This is a genomic window from Pseudomonas sp. LD120, from assembly GCF_009861525.1.
In the GTDB taxonomy this organism is placed as follows: domain Bacteria; phylum Pseudomonadota; class Gammaproteobacteria; order Pseudomonadales; family Pseudomonadaceae; genus Aquipseudomonas.
This window is the reverse complement of the sequence record NZ_WVHL01000003.1, coordinates 1,071,295-1,086,061: the sequence shown is the minus strand read 5'-3', so window position 1 is coordinate 1,086,061 and position 14,767 is coordinate 1,071,295. Positions and strand designations below refer to the sequence as shown.

Annotated in this window: 13 protein-coding genes; all 13 read left to right on the top strand. The window is 62.4% G+C overall.

Going from position 1 to position 14,767, the window contains the following annotated elements; all coding sequences use genetic code 11:
* The first annotated feature begins 62 nt into the window (after window positions 1-62).
* The gene (gene nuoC / locus PLD_RS11020) at window positions 63-1,844 is read left to right on the top strand and encodes an NADH-quinone oxidoreductase subunit C/D (protein ID WP_011062187.1); all 1,782 of its coding nucleotides are present in this window, start codon (window positions 63-65) and stop codon (window positions 1,842-1,844) included.
* A gap of 2 nt (window positions 1,845-1,846) precedes the next feature.
* Entirely contained in the window at window positions 1,847-2,344 is a 498-nt protein-coding gene (gene nuoE, locus PLD_RS11015) for an NADH-quinone oxidoreductase subunit NuoE (RefSeq protein WP_011062188.1), read from the top strand.
* Window positions 2,341-3,696: an NADH-quinone oxidoreductase subunit NuoF gene (gene nuoF, locus PLD_RS11010; protein WP_123472753.1), complete on the top strand. Its 1,356-nt coding sequence runs from the start codon at window positions 2,341-2,343 to the stop codon at window positions 3,694-3,696. Before nuoE ends, nuoF begins: the two co-directional genes overlap by 4 nt.
* Window positions 3,697-3,833: 137 nt before the next feature.
* Window positions 3,834-6,548: an NADH-quinone oxidoreductase subunit NuoG gene (gene nuoG, locus PLD_RS11005; RefSeq protein ID WP_159892520.1), complete on the top strand. Its 2,715-nt coding sequence runs from the start codon at window positions 3,834-3,836 to the stop codon at window positions 6,546-6,548.
* A complete protein-coding gene (gene nuoH / locus PLD_RS11000) occupies window positions 6,545-7,552 on the top strand; it encodes an NADH-quinone oxidoreductase subunit NuoH (RefSeq protein ID WP_102864716.1) in 1,008 nt (335 codons plus the stop codon). The genes nuoG and nuoH overlap by 4 nt, the downstream gene beginning before the upstream one ends.
* Before the next feature lie 11 nt (window positions 7,553-7,563).
* Window positions 7,564-8,112 (top strand): NADH-quinone oxidoreductase subunit NuoI, encoded by a 549-nt coding sequence (gene nuoI / locus PLD_RS10995; RefSeq protein ID WP_003223795.1) that lies wholly within the window; start codon window positions 7,564-7,566, stop codon window positions 8,110-8,112.
* 9 nt (window positions 8,113-8,121) lie between these two features.
* Window positions 8,122-8,622: an NADH-quinone oxidoreductase subunit J gene (nuoJ, locus tag PLD_RS10990; protein WP_102864715.1), complete on the top strand. Its 501-nt coding sequence runs from the start codon at window positions 8,122-8,124 to the stop codon at window positions 8,620-8,622.
* A gap of 4 nt (window positions 8,623-8,626) precedes the next feature.
* Window positions 8,627-8,950: an NADH-quinone oxidoreductase subunit NuoK gene (gene nuoK / locus PLD_RS10985; protein WP_016964784.1), complete on the top strand. Its 324-nt coding sequence runs from the start codon at window positions 8,627-8,629 to the stop codon at window positions 8,948-8,950.
* A complete protein-coding gene (gene nuoL / locus PLD_RS10980) occupies window positions 8,947-10,800 on the top strand; it encodes an NADH-quinone oxidoreductase subunit L (protein ID WP_159892518.1) in 1,854 nt (617 codons plus the stop codon). The genes nuoK and nuoL overlap by 4 nt, the downstream gene beginning before the upstream one ends.
* 38 nt (window positions 10,801-10,838) lie before the next feature.
* Window positions 10,839-12,371, top strand: coding sequence for an NADH-quinone oxidoreductase subunit M (gene nuoM / locus PLD_RS10975; protein WP_011062195.1), 1,533 nt, complete (start codon window positions 10,839-10,841; stop codon window positions 12,369-12,371).
* Window positions 12,372-12,378: 7 nt separating this feature from the next.
* Window positions 12,379-13,842, top strand: a complete 1,464-nt coding sequence (gene nuoN / locus PLD_RS10970) for an NADH-quinone oxidoreductase subunit NuoN (RefSeq protein WP_015636299.1) — start codon at window positions 12,379-12,381, stop codon at window positions 13,840-13,842.
* A 237-nt stretch (window positions 13,843-14,079) separates the two neighbouring features.
* The gene (locus PLD_RS10965) at window positions 14,080-14,430 is read left to right on the top strand and encodes a toxin (RefSeq protein ID WP_159892516.1); all 351 of its coding nucleotides are present in this window, start codon (window positions 14,080-14,082) and stop codon (window positions 14,428-14,430) included.
* The gene (locus tag PLD_RS10960) at window positions 14,417-14,734 is read left to right on the top strand and encodes a DNA-binding transcriptional regulator (RefSeq protein ID WP_102864712.1); all 318 of its coding nucleotides are present in this window, start codon (window positions 14,417-14,419) and stop codon (window positions 14,732-14,734) included. Before PLD_RS10965 ends, PLD_RS10960 begins: the two co-directional genes overlap by 14 nt.
* Window positions 14,735-14,767 lie beyond the last annotated feature (33 nt).

Sequence of the window (14,767 nt, the reverse complement as noted above, 5' to 3'; positions counted from 1 at the left end):
TGTTCTGACAAAGAAACGACACTGGCTTCACTCTTTACGTTGACCGAAAGCGATAAAAAACCATGACTACAGGCAGTGCTCTGTACATCCCGCCTTATAAGGCTGACGACCAGGATGTGGTCGTCGAACTCAATAACCGTTTTGGCCCTGAGGCGTTCACCGCCCAGGCCACCCGCACCGGCATGCCGGTGCTGTGGGTTACCCGCTCCAAACTCGTCGAAGTCCTGACCTTCCTGCGCAACCTGCCCAAGCCGTACGTCATGCTCTATGACCTGCATGGCGTGGACGAGCGCCTGCGCACCAAGCGCCAAGGGCTGCCAGGCGCCGACTTCAGCGTGTTCTACCACTTGCTGTCGATCGAACGTAACAGCGACGTGATGATCAAGGTGGCCCTGTCCGAAGGCGACCTCAGCCTGCCGACCGTGACCGGTATCTGGCCCAACGCCAACTGGTACGAGCGTGAAGTCTGGGACATGTTCGGCATCGACTTTGCCGGCCACCCGCACCTGTCGCGGATCATGATGCCTCCCACCTGGGAAGGTCACCCGCTGCGCAAGGACTTCCCGGCCCGCGCCACCGAGTTCGATCCGTTCAGCCTCAACCTGGCCAAGCAGCAGCTGGAAGAAGAAGCCGCGCGCTTCCGTCCGGAAGACTGGGGCATGAAGCGTTCCGGCGCCAACGAGGACTACATGTTCCTCAACCTGGGCCCGAACCACCCTTCGGCTCACGGCGCCTTCCGTATCATCCTGCAGCTGGACGGCGAAGAGATCGTCGACTGCGTACCGGACATCGGCTACCACCACCGTGGCGCCGAGAAGATGGCCGAGCGCCAGTCCTGGCACAGCTTCATCCCCTACACCGACCGCATCGACTACCTGGGCGGGGTGATGAACAACCTGCCGTACGTGCTCTCGGTCGAGAAGCTGGCCGGCATCAAGGTGCCGGAGAAGGTCGATGTCATCCGCATCATGATGGCCGAGTTCTTCCGCATCACCAGCCACCTGCTGTTCCTGGGTACCTACATCCAGGACGTTGGCGCCATGACCCCGGTGTTCTTCACCTTCACCGACCGCCAGCGTGCCTACACCGTGATCGAAGCCATCACCGGCTTCCGCCTGCACCCGGCCTGGTACCGCATCGGCGGCGTCGCCCACGACCTGCCCCGCGGCTGGGAAAAGCTGGTCAAGGACTTCGTCGAATGGCTGCCCAAGCGCCTCGACGAATACACCAAGGCGGCCCTGCAGAACAGCATCCTCAAGGGCCGGACCATCGGTGTCGCCGCCTACAACACCAAGGAAGCCCTGGAGTGGGGCGTCACCGGTGCCGGCCTGCGCTCCACCGGTTGCGATTTCGACCTGCGCAAGGCTCGTCCGTACTCCGGCTACGAGAACTTCGAGTTCGAAGTTCCACTGGCGGCCAACGGTGACGCCTACGACCGCTGCATGGTTCGCGTCGAGGAGATGCGCCAGAGCATCAAGATCATCGACCAGTGCCTGCGCAACATGCCGGAAGGCCCGTACAAGGCGGATCACCCGCTGACCACGCCGCCGCCGAAAGAGCGCACCCTGCAGCACATCGAAACCTTGATCACGCACTTCCTGCAGGTTTCGTGGGGCCCGGTGATGCCGGCCAACGAATCCTTCCAGATGATCGAAGCGACCAAGGGCATCAACAGTTATTACCTGACGAGCGATGGCGGCACCATGAGCTACCGCACCCGGATTCGCACCCCAAGCTTCGCCCACCTGCAGCAGATCCCTTCGGTGATCCGCGGCAGCATGGTCGCGGACTTGATCGCGTACCTGGGTAGTATCGACTTCGTTATGGCCGACGTGGACCGCTAAGCATGAACAGCACGCTTATCCAGACAGACCGTTTCGCCCTGAGCGAAACCGAGCGCTCGGCCATCGAGCACGAGATGCATCACTACGAAGACCCGCGCGCGGCGTCGATCGAAGCCCTGAAGATCGTCCAGAAGGAACGTGGCTGGGTGCCTGACGGCGCGGTCTACGCCATCGGCGAAATCCTCGGTATCCCCGCCAGCGACGTTGAAGGTGTGGCAACGTTCTATAGCCAGATCTTCCGTCAGCCAGTGGGCCGGCACATCATTCGCGTCTGCGACAGCATGGTCTGCTATATCGGCGGCCACGAGTCCGTGGTCAGCCAGATCCAGAGCGAGCTGGGCATCGGCCTCGGCCAGACCACCGCCGACGGCCGCTTCACCCTGCTGCCGGTGTGCTGCCTGGGCAACTGCGACAAGGCCCCGGCGCTGATGATCGACGACGACACTTTCGGCGACGTACAGCCTGCTGGCGTGGCCAAACTGTTGGAGGGCTACGTATGACCCTGACCTCTTTCGGCCCTGCGAACCGCATTGCGCGTACCGCAGAGACCCACCCTCTGACTTGGCGTCTGCGGGACGACGGCGAGCCGGTTTGGCTCGATGAGTACCAGGCCAAGAACGGTTACGCGGCGGCCCGCAAGGCTTTCGCCGACCTGTCCCAGGACGATATCGTCCAGACAGTGAAGGATGCCGGCCTCAAAGGGCGCGGCGGTGCGGGCTTCCCCACCGGCGTGAAGTGGGGCCTGATGCCCAAAGACGAGTCCATGAACATCCGCTACCTGCTGTGCAACGCGGACGAGATGGAACCCAACACCTGGAAAGACCGCATGCTGATGGAGCAACTGCCCCATCTGCTGATCGAAGGCATGCTGATCAGTGCCCGTGCACTGAAAACCTACCGCGGCTACATCTTCCTGCGCGGCGAGTACACCACCGCCGCCAAGCACCTGCGGCGTGCCGTGGAAGAAGCCAAGGCCGCCGGCCTGCTGGGCAAGAACATTCTGGGCAGCGGTTTCGATTTCGAACTGTTCGTCCACACCGGCGCCGGACGTTACATCTGCGGTGAAGAAACCGCACTGATCAACTCACTGGAAGGCCGTCGCGCCAACCCTCGCTCCAAGCCGCCCTTCCCCGCCGCCGTAGGCGTGTGGGGCAAGCCGACTTGCGTGAACAACGTCGAGACCCTGTGCAACGTGCCAGCGATCATCGGCGACGGCGTGGAGTGGTACAAATCCCTGGCCCGCGAAGGCAGCGAAGACCACGGCACCAAGCTGATGGGTTTCTCCGGCAAAGTGAAGAACCCTGGCCTGTGGGAGCTGCCCTTTGGCGTGACCGCGCGCGAACTGTTCGAAGACTACGCCGGCGGCATGCGCGATGGCTTCAAGCTCAAGTGCTGGCAGCCAGGCGGCGCCGGTACCGGCTTCCTGTTGCCGGAACACCTGGATGCGCAAATGTATGCCGGCGGCATCGCCAAAGTGGGCACCCGCATGGGTACCGGCCTGGCCATGGCGGTTGACGACAGCATCAACATGGTGTCGCTGCTGCGCAACATGGAGCAGTTCTTCGCCCGTGAATCCTGCGGCTTCTGCACCCCTTGCCGCGATGGCCTGCCATGGAGCGTCAAGCTGCTGATGGCCCTGGAGAAAGGCCAGGGCCAGCAGGGCGACATCGAGACCCTGCTGGGTCTGGTGGGGTTCCTCGGCCCAGGCAAGACCTTCTGTGCTCACGCACCGGGTGCCGTGGAGCCGTTGGGCAGTGCCATCAAGTATTTCCGTCCAGAGTTCGAAGCCGGCATCGCGCCCACCAGCGCCGCCGTCCCGCCTCTGGCCCGACCGATCGTAGTCGGCGCGTAACGCTTAGATGAGGGCGCAGGGTCCGTGCCCTGCGCTCGACGTGCGATGACGCCGTGAACGGCTGTGTTGATTCGCACGCATAACAAGATTCCATTAGCCACGCCCGCTGACACCGGGCCAACGAAGAACTTTGAACCATGGCCACTATCCACGTAGACGGCAAAGCGCTCGAAGTCGATGGGGCGGACAACCTGTTACAGGCTTGTCTGTCACTAGGCCTCGACATCCCTTATTTCTGCTGGCACCCCGCTCTCGGTAGCGTCGGTGCCTGTCGCCAGTGCGCGGTCAAGCAGTACACCGACGAAAACGACACCCGTGGTCGTATCGTCATGTCCTGCATGACCCCAGCCACCGACAACACCTGGATCTCCATCGACGATGAAGAATCCAAGGCCTTCCGCGCCAGTGTTGTCGAGTGGCTGATGACCAACCACCCCCACGACTGCCCAGTCTGTGAGGAAGGCGGTCACTGCCACCTGCAAGACATGACGGTGATGACCGGCCACAACGAGCGCCGTTATCGCTTCACCAAGCGCACCCACCAGAACCAGGACCTCGGCCCGTTCATTTCCCACGAAATGAACCGCTGCATCGCCTGCTATCGCTGCGTGCGCTTCTACAAGGACTACGCCGGCGGCACCGACCTGGGCGTCTACGGCGCCCACGACAACGTGTACTTCGGTCGCGTTGAAGACGGCACCCTGGAAAGCGAGTTCTCCGGCAACCTCACCGAGGTCTGCCCGACCGGTGTGTTCACCGACAAGACTCACTCCGAGCGCTACAACCGCAAGTGGGACATGCAGTTCTCGCCGAGCATCTGCCATGGCTGCTCCAGCGGTTGCAACATCTCCCCGGGCGAGCGCTACGGCGAACTGCGGCGCATCGAGAACCGCTACAACGGTTCGGTGAACCAATACTTCCTCTGCGACCGTGGCCGCTTCGGTTATGGCTACGTCAACCGCAAGGACCGTCCGCGCCAGCCACGCCTGGCCGATGGCACCCAACTGACTCTGGACCAGGCGCTGGACCAAGCGGCCGACCTGCTGCGCGGTCGCAACATCGTCGGTATCGGCTCGCCTCGCGCCAGCCTGGAAAGCAACTACGCGCTGCGTGAGCTGGTCGGTGCCGAGCACTTCTACAGTGGTATCGAAGCTTCTGAACTGGAGCGCATCCGCCGGGTCCTGCAGGTTCTGAACGACAGTCCGCTGCCGGTTCCGAACCTGCGCGAGATCGAAGACCACGATGCCATCTTCGTCCTTGGCGAAGACCTGACCCAAACCGCCGCACGCATGGCCCTGGCCCTGCGCCAGGCCGTCAAGGGCAAGGCCGAGGAAATGGCCGACGCCATGCGCGTCCAGCCTTGGCTCGACGCCGCCGTGAAGAACATCGGCCAGCACGCGCTGAACCCGCTGTTCATTGCCAGCCTGGCTGAAACCAAGCTCGACGACGTGGCCGAGGAGTGTGTACACGCCGCTCCAGACGACCTGGCGCGCATCGGTTTCGCCGTGGCCCACGCCATCGACGCCAGCGCCCCTGCCGTGGAAGGCCTGGACAACGAAGCCCTGGAACTGGCCAAGCGCATTGCCGACGCTCTGCTGGCGGCCAAGCGCCCACTGATCATCTCCGGTACGTCCCTGGGCTCCAAGGCACTGATCGAAGCTGCGGCGAACATTGCCAAAGCCCTGAAGCTGCGCGAGAAAGCCGGCTCCATCAGCCTGATCGTGCCAGAGGCCAACAGCCTCGGCCTGGCCATGCTCGGTGGCGAATCCGTGGACGCGGCCCTGCAGACGGTGATCGACGGTAAAGCCGACGCCATCGTGGTGCTGGAAAACGACCTGTACACCCGCACCGATGCGGCCAAGGTGGATGCAGCGCTGAGTGCGGCCAAAGTGGTGATCGTGGCCGATCATCAACAGACTGCCACCGTCGAACGCGCGCACCTGGTGCTGTCGGCGGCCAGCTTCGCCGAAGGCGACGGCACCCTGGTCAGCCAGGAAGGTCGCGCCCAGCGCTTCTTCCAGGTCTTCGATCCGACCTACCTGGACGCCAGCATCCTGGTCCACGAAGGCTGGCGCTGGCTGCATGCCCTGCGCAGCACGCTGCTGAACAAGCCGGTGGACTGGACCCAGCTGGACCACGTGACCGCTGCCTGCGCCGCGAGCACCCCGCAACTGGCTTCCATCATCGACGCGGCACCTTCCGCAGCGTTCCGTATCAAAGGCCTGAAACTGGCCCGCGAACCGCTGCGCTACAGCGGCCGTACCGCCATGCGCGCCAACCAGAGCGTGCATGAACCGCGCACCCCGCAAGACCCGGATACCGCCTTCGCCTACTCCATGGAAGGTTACTCGGGCTCCGCCGAACCGCGCTCGCAAGTGCCGTTCGCCTGGTCGCCGGGCTGGAACTCGCCACAAGCCTGGAACAAGTTCCAGGACGAAGTCGGCGGCCACCTGCGTGCCGGTGATCCGGGTACTCGCCTGATCGAAAGCCAGGGCGACCGTCTCAACTGGTTCGCCAGCGTACCGCGGGCCTTCTCTCCGGCTCAGGGCACCTGGCAAGCGGTGCCGTTCTATCACCTGTTCGGCAGCGAAGAGAACTCTTCGAAAGCCGCTCCGGTACAGGAACGCATTCCGGCGGCCTACGTGGCCCTGGCCAAGTCCGAAGCCGATCGCCTGGGTGTCAACGACGGTGCCCTGCTCACGGTGAACGTAGCCGGCCAGACCCTGCGTCTGCCACTGCGCATCAACGAAGAGCTGGGTGCTGGCCTGGTGGGCCTGCCAGCCGGTCTGGCGGGGATTCCTCCGGCGTTCTTTGGCAAATCCGTTGACGGTCTGCAGGAGGCGGCGCAATGAGTTGGTTTACCCCTGAAGTGATCGACGTGATCCTGACGGTCGTCAAGGCCGTCGTGATCCTGCTGGCGGTGGTCATCGCCGGTGCGCTGCTGAGCTTCGTCGAACGTCGCCTGCTGGGCTGGTGGCAGGACCGTTACGGTCCGAACCGCGTTGGCCCGTTCGGCATGTTCCAGATCGCCGCCGACATGCTGAAGATGTTCTTCAAGGAAGACTGGACCCCACCGTTTGCCGACAAGGTGATCTTCACCCTGGCACCGGTGGTCGCCATGTCCGCCCTGCTGATCGCCTTCGCGATCATCCCGATCACCCCGACCTGGGGCGTCGCGGACCTGAACATCGGCCTGCTGTTCTTCTTCGCCATGGCGGGCCTGTCGGTCTACGCGGTGCTGTTCGCCGGCTGGTCGAGTAACAACAAGTTCGCCCTGCTGGGCAGCTTGCGGGCTTCGGCCCAGACCGTGTCCTACGAAGTGTTCATGGGCCTGGCGCTGATGGGCATCGTGGCTCAGGTCGGTTCCTTCAACATGCGCGACATCGTCGAGTACCAGGCGCAGAACCTGTGGTTCATCATTCCGCAGTTCTTCGGCTTCTGTACCTTCTTCATCGCTGGCGTGGCCGTGACTCACCGTCACCCCTTCGACCAGCCAGAAGCGGAGCAGGAACTGGCCGACGGTTACCACATTGAATACGCCGGCATGAAATGGGGCATGTTCTTCGTTGGTGAGTACATCGGCATCATCTTGATCTCGGCACTGTTGGTCACCCTGTTCTTCGGTGGCTGGCACGGTCCGTTCGGCATCCTGCCGCAACTGTCCTTCGTCTGGTTCGCCTTGAAGACCGCGTTCTTCATCATGCTGTTCATCCTGCTGCGCGCCTCTATCCCGCGCCCGCGTTATGACCAGGTGATGGACTTCAGCTGGAAATTCTGCCTGCCGCTGACCCTGATCAATTTGCTGGTGACCGCAGCGCTTGTGTTGTTGAACACGCCTGCGGGCGCGGTTCAGTGAGGATTTGACCCATGTTCAAATATATTGGCGACATCGTTAAGGGTACTGGTACCCAGTTGCGCAGCCTGGTGATGGTGTTCGGTCACGGCTTTCGCAAACGCGACACCCTGCAATACCCCGAAGAGCCGGTGTACCTGCCGCCACGCTACCGTGGCCGTATCGTCCTGACTCGCGACCCCGATGGCGAAGAGCGTTGCGTAGCCTGCAACCTGTGCGCCGTGGCCTGCCCTGTGGGTTGCATCTCGCTGCAGAAAGCTGAAACCGAAGACGGTCGCTGGTACCCGGACTTCTTCCGCATCAACTTCTCGCGCTGCATTTTCTGCGGCCTCTGCGAGGAAGCCTGTCCGACCACCGCAATCCAGCTGACACCGGATTTCGAGATGGCCGAGTTCAAACGTCAGGACCTGGTTTACGAGAAAGAAGATCTCCTGATCTCCGGTCCCGGAAAGAACCCTGACTACAACTTCTATCGTGTTGCAGGTATGGCCATTGCCGGTAAGCCAAAAGGCTCCGCGCAGAATGAAGCCGAGCCGATCAACGTGAAGAGCTTGCTGCCTTAAGGAAGAACGATGGAATTCGCTTTCTATTTCGCATCAGGTGTTGCCGTTGTGTCCACGTTGCGCGTGGTCACCAACACCAACCCTGTGCACGCCCTGCTCTACCTGATCATTTCGCTGATCGCCGTGGCCATGACCTTCTTCAGCCTCGGCGCGCCGTTCGCCGGTGCCCTGGAAGTGATCGCCTACGCCGGCGCCATCATGGTGCTGTTCGTGTTCGTGGTGATGATGCTCAACCTCGGCCCGGCCGCGGCCCAGCAAGAGCGTATCTGGCTCACGCCCGGCATCTGGATCGGCCCGGTGATTCTCGCCGCGCTGCTGCTGGCGGAATTGCTGTACGTATTGTTCAGCCACCAGAGCGGTGCCGGTATCGGTCAAACCACCGTCGACGCCAAGGCCGTGGGCATCAGCCTGTTCGGTCCTTACCTGCTGGTGGTCGAACTCGCCTCGATGCTGCTGCTCGCCGCAGCCGTCACGGCGTTCCACTTGGGCCGCAACGAGGCGAAGGAGTAACACGATGCCTACTATCCCTCTCGGTACTATCCCGATGGAACATGGTCTGGCGGTTGCCGGCATCCTGTTCTGCCTCGGTCTGGTCGGCCTGATGGTCCGCCGTAACATCCTCTTCGTGTTGATGAGCCTGGAAGTGATGATGAACGCCTCGGCATTGGCCTTCATCGTTGCGGGCGCCCGCTGGGCGCAACCGGATGGACAAGTGATGTTCATCCTGGTGATCAGCCTGGCAGCCGCCGAGGCCAGTATTGGCCTGGCGATCCTGCTGCAGCTGTACCGCCGCTTCCACACTCTCGATATCGATGCAGCCAGCGAGATGCGCGGATGAACCTTCTCTTTCTGACTTTCGTATTCCCCCTGATCGGTTTCCTGCTGTTGTCGTTCTCCCGGGGACGCCTCTCGGAAAACCTCTCGGCCCTGATCGGCGTCGGCTCCATTGGCCTATCGGCCATCGTGGCCGCCTACGTGATCTGGCAATTCAACGTCGCGCCACCAGCGGATGGCCACTACACCCAGGTGCTGTGGCAGTGGATGTCGGTGGACGGTTTCGCGCCGAACTTCGCCCTGTACCTGGATGGTCTGTCCGTGACCATGCTGGGTGTGGTGGTGGGCGTGGGCTTTTTGATCCACCTGTTCGCGTCCTGGTACATGCGCGGTGAAGCCGGCTACTCGCGCTTCTTCGCCTACACCAACCTGTTTATCGCCAGCATGCTGTTCCTGGTGCTGGGCGATAACCTGTTGTTCCTGTACTTCGGCTGGGAAGGCGTGGGCCTGTGCTCCTACCTGTTGATCGGTTTCTACTACAGCAACCGCAACAACGGTAACGCCGCACTCAAGGCCTTCATCGTCACCCGCATCGGCGACGTGTTCATGGCCATCGGCCTGTTCATCCTGTTCCAACAGGTGGGCACGCTGAACGTCCAGGAACTGCTGGTGCTGGCACCGCAGAAATTCCAGGCCGGCGACTTCTGGATCACCCTGGCGACCCTGATGCTGCTGGGTGGCGCCGTGGGTAAATCCGCACAACTGCCGCTGCAGACCTGGCTGGCGGACGCGATGGCCGGTCCGACCCCGGTTTCGGCACTGATCCACGCCGCGACCATGGTCACCGCCGGCGTCTACCTGATCGCCCGTACCCACGGCCTGTTCACCCTGGCGCCGGAAGTCCTGCACCTGGTCGGCCTGGTCGGTGGTGTGACGCTGGTCCTGGCAGGCTTCGCCGCGCTGGTACAGACCGACATCAAGCGGATCCTCGCCTACTCCACCATGAGCCAGATCGGCTACATGTTCCTGGCCCTGGGCGTTGGTGCCTGGGACGGCGCGATTTTCCACCTGATGACCCACGCCTTCTTCAAGGCCCTGCTGTTCCTGGCTTCCGGTGCGGTGATCGTTGCCTGCCACCACGAGCAGAACATCTTCAAGATGGGCGGCCTGTGGAAGAAACTGCCTCTGGCCTACGCCAGCTTCATCGTTGGCGGCGCGGCCCTGGCGGCCCTGCCTCTGGTGACCGCAGGCTTCTACTCCAAGGACGAGATCCTCTGGGAAGCCTTCGCCAGCGGTAACCACGGCTTGCTGTACGCCGGCCTGGTGGGTGCATTCATGACCTCGCTGTACACCTTCCGCCTGATCTTCATCACCTTCCACGGTGAAGCCAAGACCGAAGCCCACGCCGGCCACGGTATCTCCCACTGGCTGCCGCTGGTGGTGCTGATCGTGCTGTCCACCGGGATCGGCGCGATGATCACTCCGCCCCTGCATGGTGTACTGCCGCTGAGCGCCGGTCATGCCGGTGGCGAAGCCAAGCACAGCCTGGAAATCGCCTCGGGCGCCATCGCCCTGGCCGGTATCCTGCTGGCTGCCCTGTTGTTCCTTGGCAAGCGTCGTGTTGTGACCGCCATCGCCAACAGTGGCATCGGGCGTCTGCTCTCGGCCTGGTGGTTCGCCGCCTGGGGCTTCGACTGGATCTACGACAAACTGTTCGTCAAGCCATACCTGGCCATCAGCCATGTACTGCGCAAGGACCCGCTCGATCAGACCATCGGTTTGATCCCGCGTATGGCCAAAGGGGGTCACAACGCCCTGAGCCGTACCGAGACCGGTCAACTGCGTTGGTACGCCGCCTCGATGGCAGCCGGTGCCGTACTGGTTATCGGCGCCATTGTGCTGGTAGCGGTCTGATATGAACCTTGCGACTTGCGAAAGGAATTGAGCCCGTCATGATTCTGCCTTGGCTAATCCTGATCCCCTTCATCGGCGGCCTTCTGTGCTGGCTGGGTGAGCGCTTCGGCGCCACCCTCCCCCGCTGGATTGCGCTGTTGACCATGACCCTGGAACTCGCTCTCGGCCTCTGGCTGTGGGCCCACGGTAACTATTCATTTGCTCCGGCGCCTGGCGCCGATCCAACTTGGGCCATCGAGTTCAAGCACGTCTGGATCGAGCGCTTCGGCATCAACGTGCACCTGGCGCTGGACGGCCTGTCGCTGTTGATGATCCTGCTGACCGGCCTGCTGGGTATCCTCTCGGTACTCTGCTCCTGGAAAGAGATCCAGCGCCATGTGGGCTTCTTCCACCTGAACCTGATGTGGATCCTGGGCGGTGTGGTCGGCGTGTTCCTGGCGCTGGACCTGTTCATGTTCTTCTTCTTCTGGGAAATGATGCTGGTGCCGATGTATTTCCTCATCGCGCTCTGGGGTCACAGCTCGGCAGACGGCAAGAAAACCCGGATCTACGCGGCGACCAAGTTCTTCATCTTCACTCAGGCTTCCGGCCTGATCATGCTGGTGGCGATCCTGGGTCTGGTGCTGGTCAACTTCAACAACACCGGGGTGATCACCTTCGATTACGCCCAGTTGCTGAAGACCAAGATGTCCACCGCCACCGAGTACATCCTGATGCTCGGCTTCTTCATCGCCTTCGCGGTGAAGCTGCCGGTGGTGCCATTCCACTCCTGGCTGCCTGATGCTCACGCCCAGGCACCGACTGCCGGTTCCGTGGACCTGGCGGGTATCCTGCTGAAGACGGCGGCCTACGGCCTGCTGCGTTTCGCCCTGCCACTGTTCCCCAACGCCTCGGCAGAGTTCGCACCGATCGCCATGACCCTGGGTCTGATCGGGATCTTCTACGGTGCCTTCCTGGCCTTCGCCCAGACCGACATCAAGCGTCTGATCGCCTTCTCCAGCGTGTCCCACATGGGCTTCGTGCTGATCGGCATCTACTCCGGCAGCCAGCAGGCCCTGCAGGGCGCGGTGATCCAGATGCTGGCCCACGGTGTTTCGGCCGCCGCGCTGTTTATCCTCAGCGGCCAGCTGTACGAGCGCACCCATACCCGCGACATGCGTGAAATGGGCGGCCTGTGGTCGCGTATCGCCTACCTGCCGGCCATCAGCCTGTTCTTCGCAGCCGCCTCCCTGGGCCTGCCGGGCACCGGCAACTTCGTCGGTGAGTTCCTGATCCTGATCGGTACCTTCGTCAGTGCGCCATGGATCACCGCGATTGCGACGTCCGGCCTGGTGTTCGGCTCGGTCTACTCGCTGATCATGATCCACCGTGCCTACTTCGGCCCGTCCAAGTCGGACGCGGTGCTGCACGGCATGGATGCTCGCGAACTGATCATGGTGCTGGGACTGGCGGTCCTGCTGATCTACATCGGCGTGTACCCGCAACCGTTCCTCGATACCTCTGCCGCCACCATGCATGGCGTGCAGCAATGGCTCAGCACCGCCTTCACTCAACTCGCTTCGGCCCGGTAAGAGCGCTATGGACTTTACGATTCAACACTTTATAGCCTTGGCGCCGCTGCTGATCACCAGCGCCACCCTTGTGGTGGTGATGTTGGCGATCGCCTGGCGGCGCAACCACGCCCAGACCTTCCTGCTCTCAGTGGCGGGTCTGAACCTGGCATTGCTGTCGATCTTCCCGGTGCTGAAAGTGGCCCCCCTGGCGGTCACCCCGCTGCTACAGATCGACCAGTTCGCCTGCCTGTACATGGCCCTGATCCTGGTGGCTACCCTGGCCTGCGTCACCCTGGCCCACGCCTACCTCGGCGACGGCAGCAGCGGTTACCCGGGCAACCGCGAAGAGCTGTACCTGCTGATCCTGCTGGCCGCCGCCGGCGGTCTGGTACTGGTCAGCGCGCAGAACCTGGCCGGCCTGTTCATCGGCCTGGAACTGCTCTCGGTACCGGTCTACGGCCTGGTGGCCTATGCCTTCTTCAACAAGCGCTCCCTGGAAGCCGGCATCAAGTACATGGTGCTGTCGGCCGCCGGTTCGGGCTTCCTGTTGTTCGGCATGGCCTTGCTCTACGCAGAAGCCGGTAGCCTGAGCTTCAGCGGCATCGGTCAAGCCCTGGCCGCCACTGGGCTGCCAAGCCCGCTGGCGCAACTGGGCCTGGGCATGATGCTGATCGGCCTGGCCTTCAAACTGTCGCTGGTGCCTTTCCACCTGTGGACTCCGGACGTCTACGAAGGCGCCCCGGCCCCGGTCGCCGCCTTCCTGGCCACCGCCAGCAAGGTGGCGGTGTTCGCGGTACTGGTGCGTCTGTTCCAGCTCTCGCCAGTGGCCAGCAGCGGTGTCCTGAGCAACGTGCTGACCGTGATCGCCATCGCCTCGATCCTGGTGGGCAACCTGTTGGCGCTGACCCAGAGCAACCTCAAGCGTCTGCTGGGTTACTCGTCCATCGCCCACTTCGGTTACCTGCTGATCGCCCTGGTGGCCAGCAAGGGCCTGGCCATGGAAGCCATCGGCGTGTACCTGGTCACCTATGTGATCACCAGCCTGGGAGCCTTCGGCGTAATCACCCTGATGTCCTCGCCGTACAAAGGCCGTGACGCTGACGCACTGTACGAATACCGCGGCCTGTTCTGGCGCCGTCCGTACCTGACCGCCGTCCTCACCGTGATGATGCTGTCCCTGGCCGGTATTCCGCTGACCGCGGGCTTCATCGGCAAGTTCTACATCATCGCTACCGGTGTCGAAGCGCACCAATGGTGGCTGGTCGGTTCCCTGGTCATGGGCAGCGCCATCGGCGTCTTCTACTACCTGCGAGTGATGGTCACCCTGTACCTGATCGAGCCGAACCTGCGCCGCGTCGATGCCCAACTGCACTGGGAGCAGAAAGCCGGTGGCGTCATGCTGCTGGCCATCGCGGTCCTGGCGTTCTTCCTCGGCGTATACCCACAACCGCTGCTGACCCTGGTCCAGCACTCCGGCCTGGCGGGTTGATCGCTTAGGTTTCAACGCAACAAACAGAACGGCACCTTCGGGTGCCGTTTTGCATTTCAGGGCCCTGCCCTCCCCTCTTCCCAGCGAAACTCGGAATCGCCCTTCCTGTCACGTCGGCCCGGTCCGACATTCAGCCCAATGCCGCAGGCATAGACTGTTGCCAGATCAAACGCGGCGCTCAGCGGGCCTTGACCAAAGCTGCAGCGTCATCCAGTCTATACGCAGGAAGCGTATGAAATGCATGCTCTGTTTATTGAACTACCGGCATTTGCACGATACCGAAAGCACTTCCTTGACGACGAGTTGTTCTGCGAACTGCAGATCGAGTTGCTGCGCCACCCGCACGCAGGGGTTCTGATTCAGGGCACTGGCGGCTTGCGCAAGATGCGTTTCGTCGATGAGCGACGCAACAAGGGCAGGCGTGGCGGGCTGAGAGTGATCTATTACTGGTGGTCCGGAGGGGCGCAGTTCTGGCTCTTCACCCTGTTCGACAAGGAGCAGATGGACGACCTGCTACCGCAGCAGCGACAACAGCTCAAACAACGGCTGGAACGTGAAATCGAGGCCAGAAGACATGACCAAACGTGACATCTTTTCCGAACTGGTAGAAGGCATCGACGCCCTCACCCAGGAACGCCAGGGCAAGATCACCCTGCGCAGCCATAAAGTGAAGCTGGACAAGCTGCCCCCCATCACTGCCACCGAGGTGATGAACATCCGCCAGCAACTCAACCTCTCGCGTTCAGTATTCGCCATGTACCTGCGCACCAACACCCGTACCCTGGAAAACTGGGAACAAGGCCGCGCCACACCCAACGCCCAGGCCACGACCTTGATGCGCCTGGTGGAACGCTACCCGGACACAGTGGAGCGCCTCGCCTCGCTGGCCTGATCCGGCACTGTTCGAAGGGCAACAAAAAACCCG

What these genes read in the sequence shown, in the direction of transcription:
- nuoM (WP_011062195.1), top strand. Translation starts at nt 10,839, where the DNA reads ATGATTCTGCCTTGGCTAATCCTGATCCCCTTCATCGGCGGCCTTCTG.
- nuoJ (WP_102864715.1), top strand. Translation starts at nt 8,122, where the DNA reads ATGGAATTCGCTTTCTATTTCGCATCAGGTGTTGCCGTTGTGTCCACG.
- PLD_RS10960 (WP_102864712.1), top strand. Translation starts at nt 14,417, where the DNA reads ATGACCAAACGTGACATCTTTTCCGAACTGGTAGAAGGCATCGACGCC.
- PLD_RS10965 (WP_159892516.1), top strand. Translation starts at nt 14,080, where the DNA reads ATGCATGCTCTGTTTATTGAACTACCGGCATTTGCACGATACCGAAAG.
- nuoF (WP_123472753.1), top strand. Translation starts at nt 2,341, where the DNA reads ATGACCCTGACCTCTTTCGGCCCTGCGAACCGCATTGCGCGTACCGCA.
- nuoN (WP_015636299.1), top strand. Translation starts at nt 12,379, where the DNA reads ATGGACTTTACGATTCAACACTTTATAGCCTTGGCGCCGCTGCTGATC.
- nuoC (WP_011062187.1), top strand. Translation starts at nt 63, where the DNA reads ATGACTACAGGCAGTGCTCTGTACATCCCGCCTTATAAGGCTGACGAC.
- nuoE (WP_011062188.1), top strand. Translation starts at nt 1,847, where the DNA reads ATGAACAGCACGCTTATCCAGACAGACCGTTTCGCCCTGAGCGAAACC.
- nuoL (WP_159892518.1), top strand. Translation starts at nt 8,947, where the DNA reads ATGAACCTTCTCTTTCTGACTTTCGTATTCCCCCTGATCGGTTTCCTG.
- nuoI (WP_003223795.1), top strand. Translation starts at nt 7,564, where the DNA reads ATGTTCAAATATATTGGCGACATCGTTAAGGGTACTGGTACCCAGTTG.
- nuoH (WP_102864716.1), top strand. Translation starts at nt 6,545, where the DNA reads ATGAGTTGGTTTACCCCTGAAGTGATCGACGTGATCCTGACGGTCGTC.
- nuoG (WP_159892520.1), top strand. Translation starts at nt 3,834, where the DNA reads ATGGCCACTATCCACGTAGACGGCAAAGCGCTCGAAGTCGATGGGGCG.
- nuoK (WP_016964784.1), top strand. Translation starts at nt 8,627, where the DNA reads ATGCCTACTATCCCTCTCGGTACTATCCCGATGGAACATGGTCTGGCG.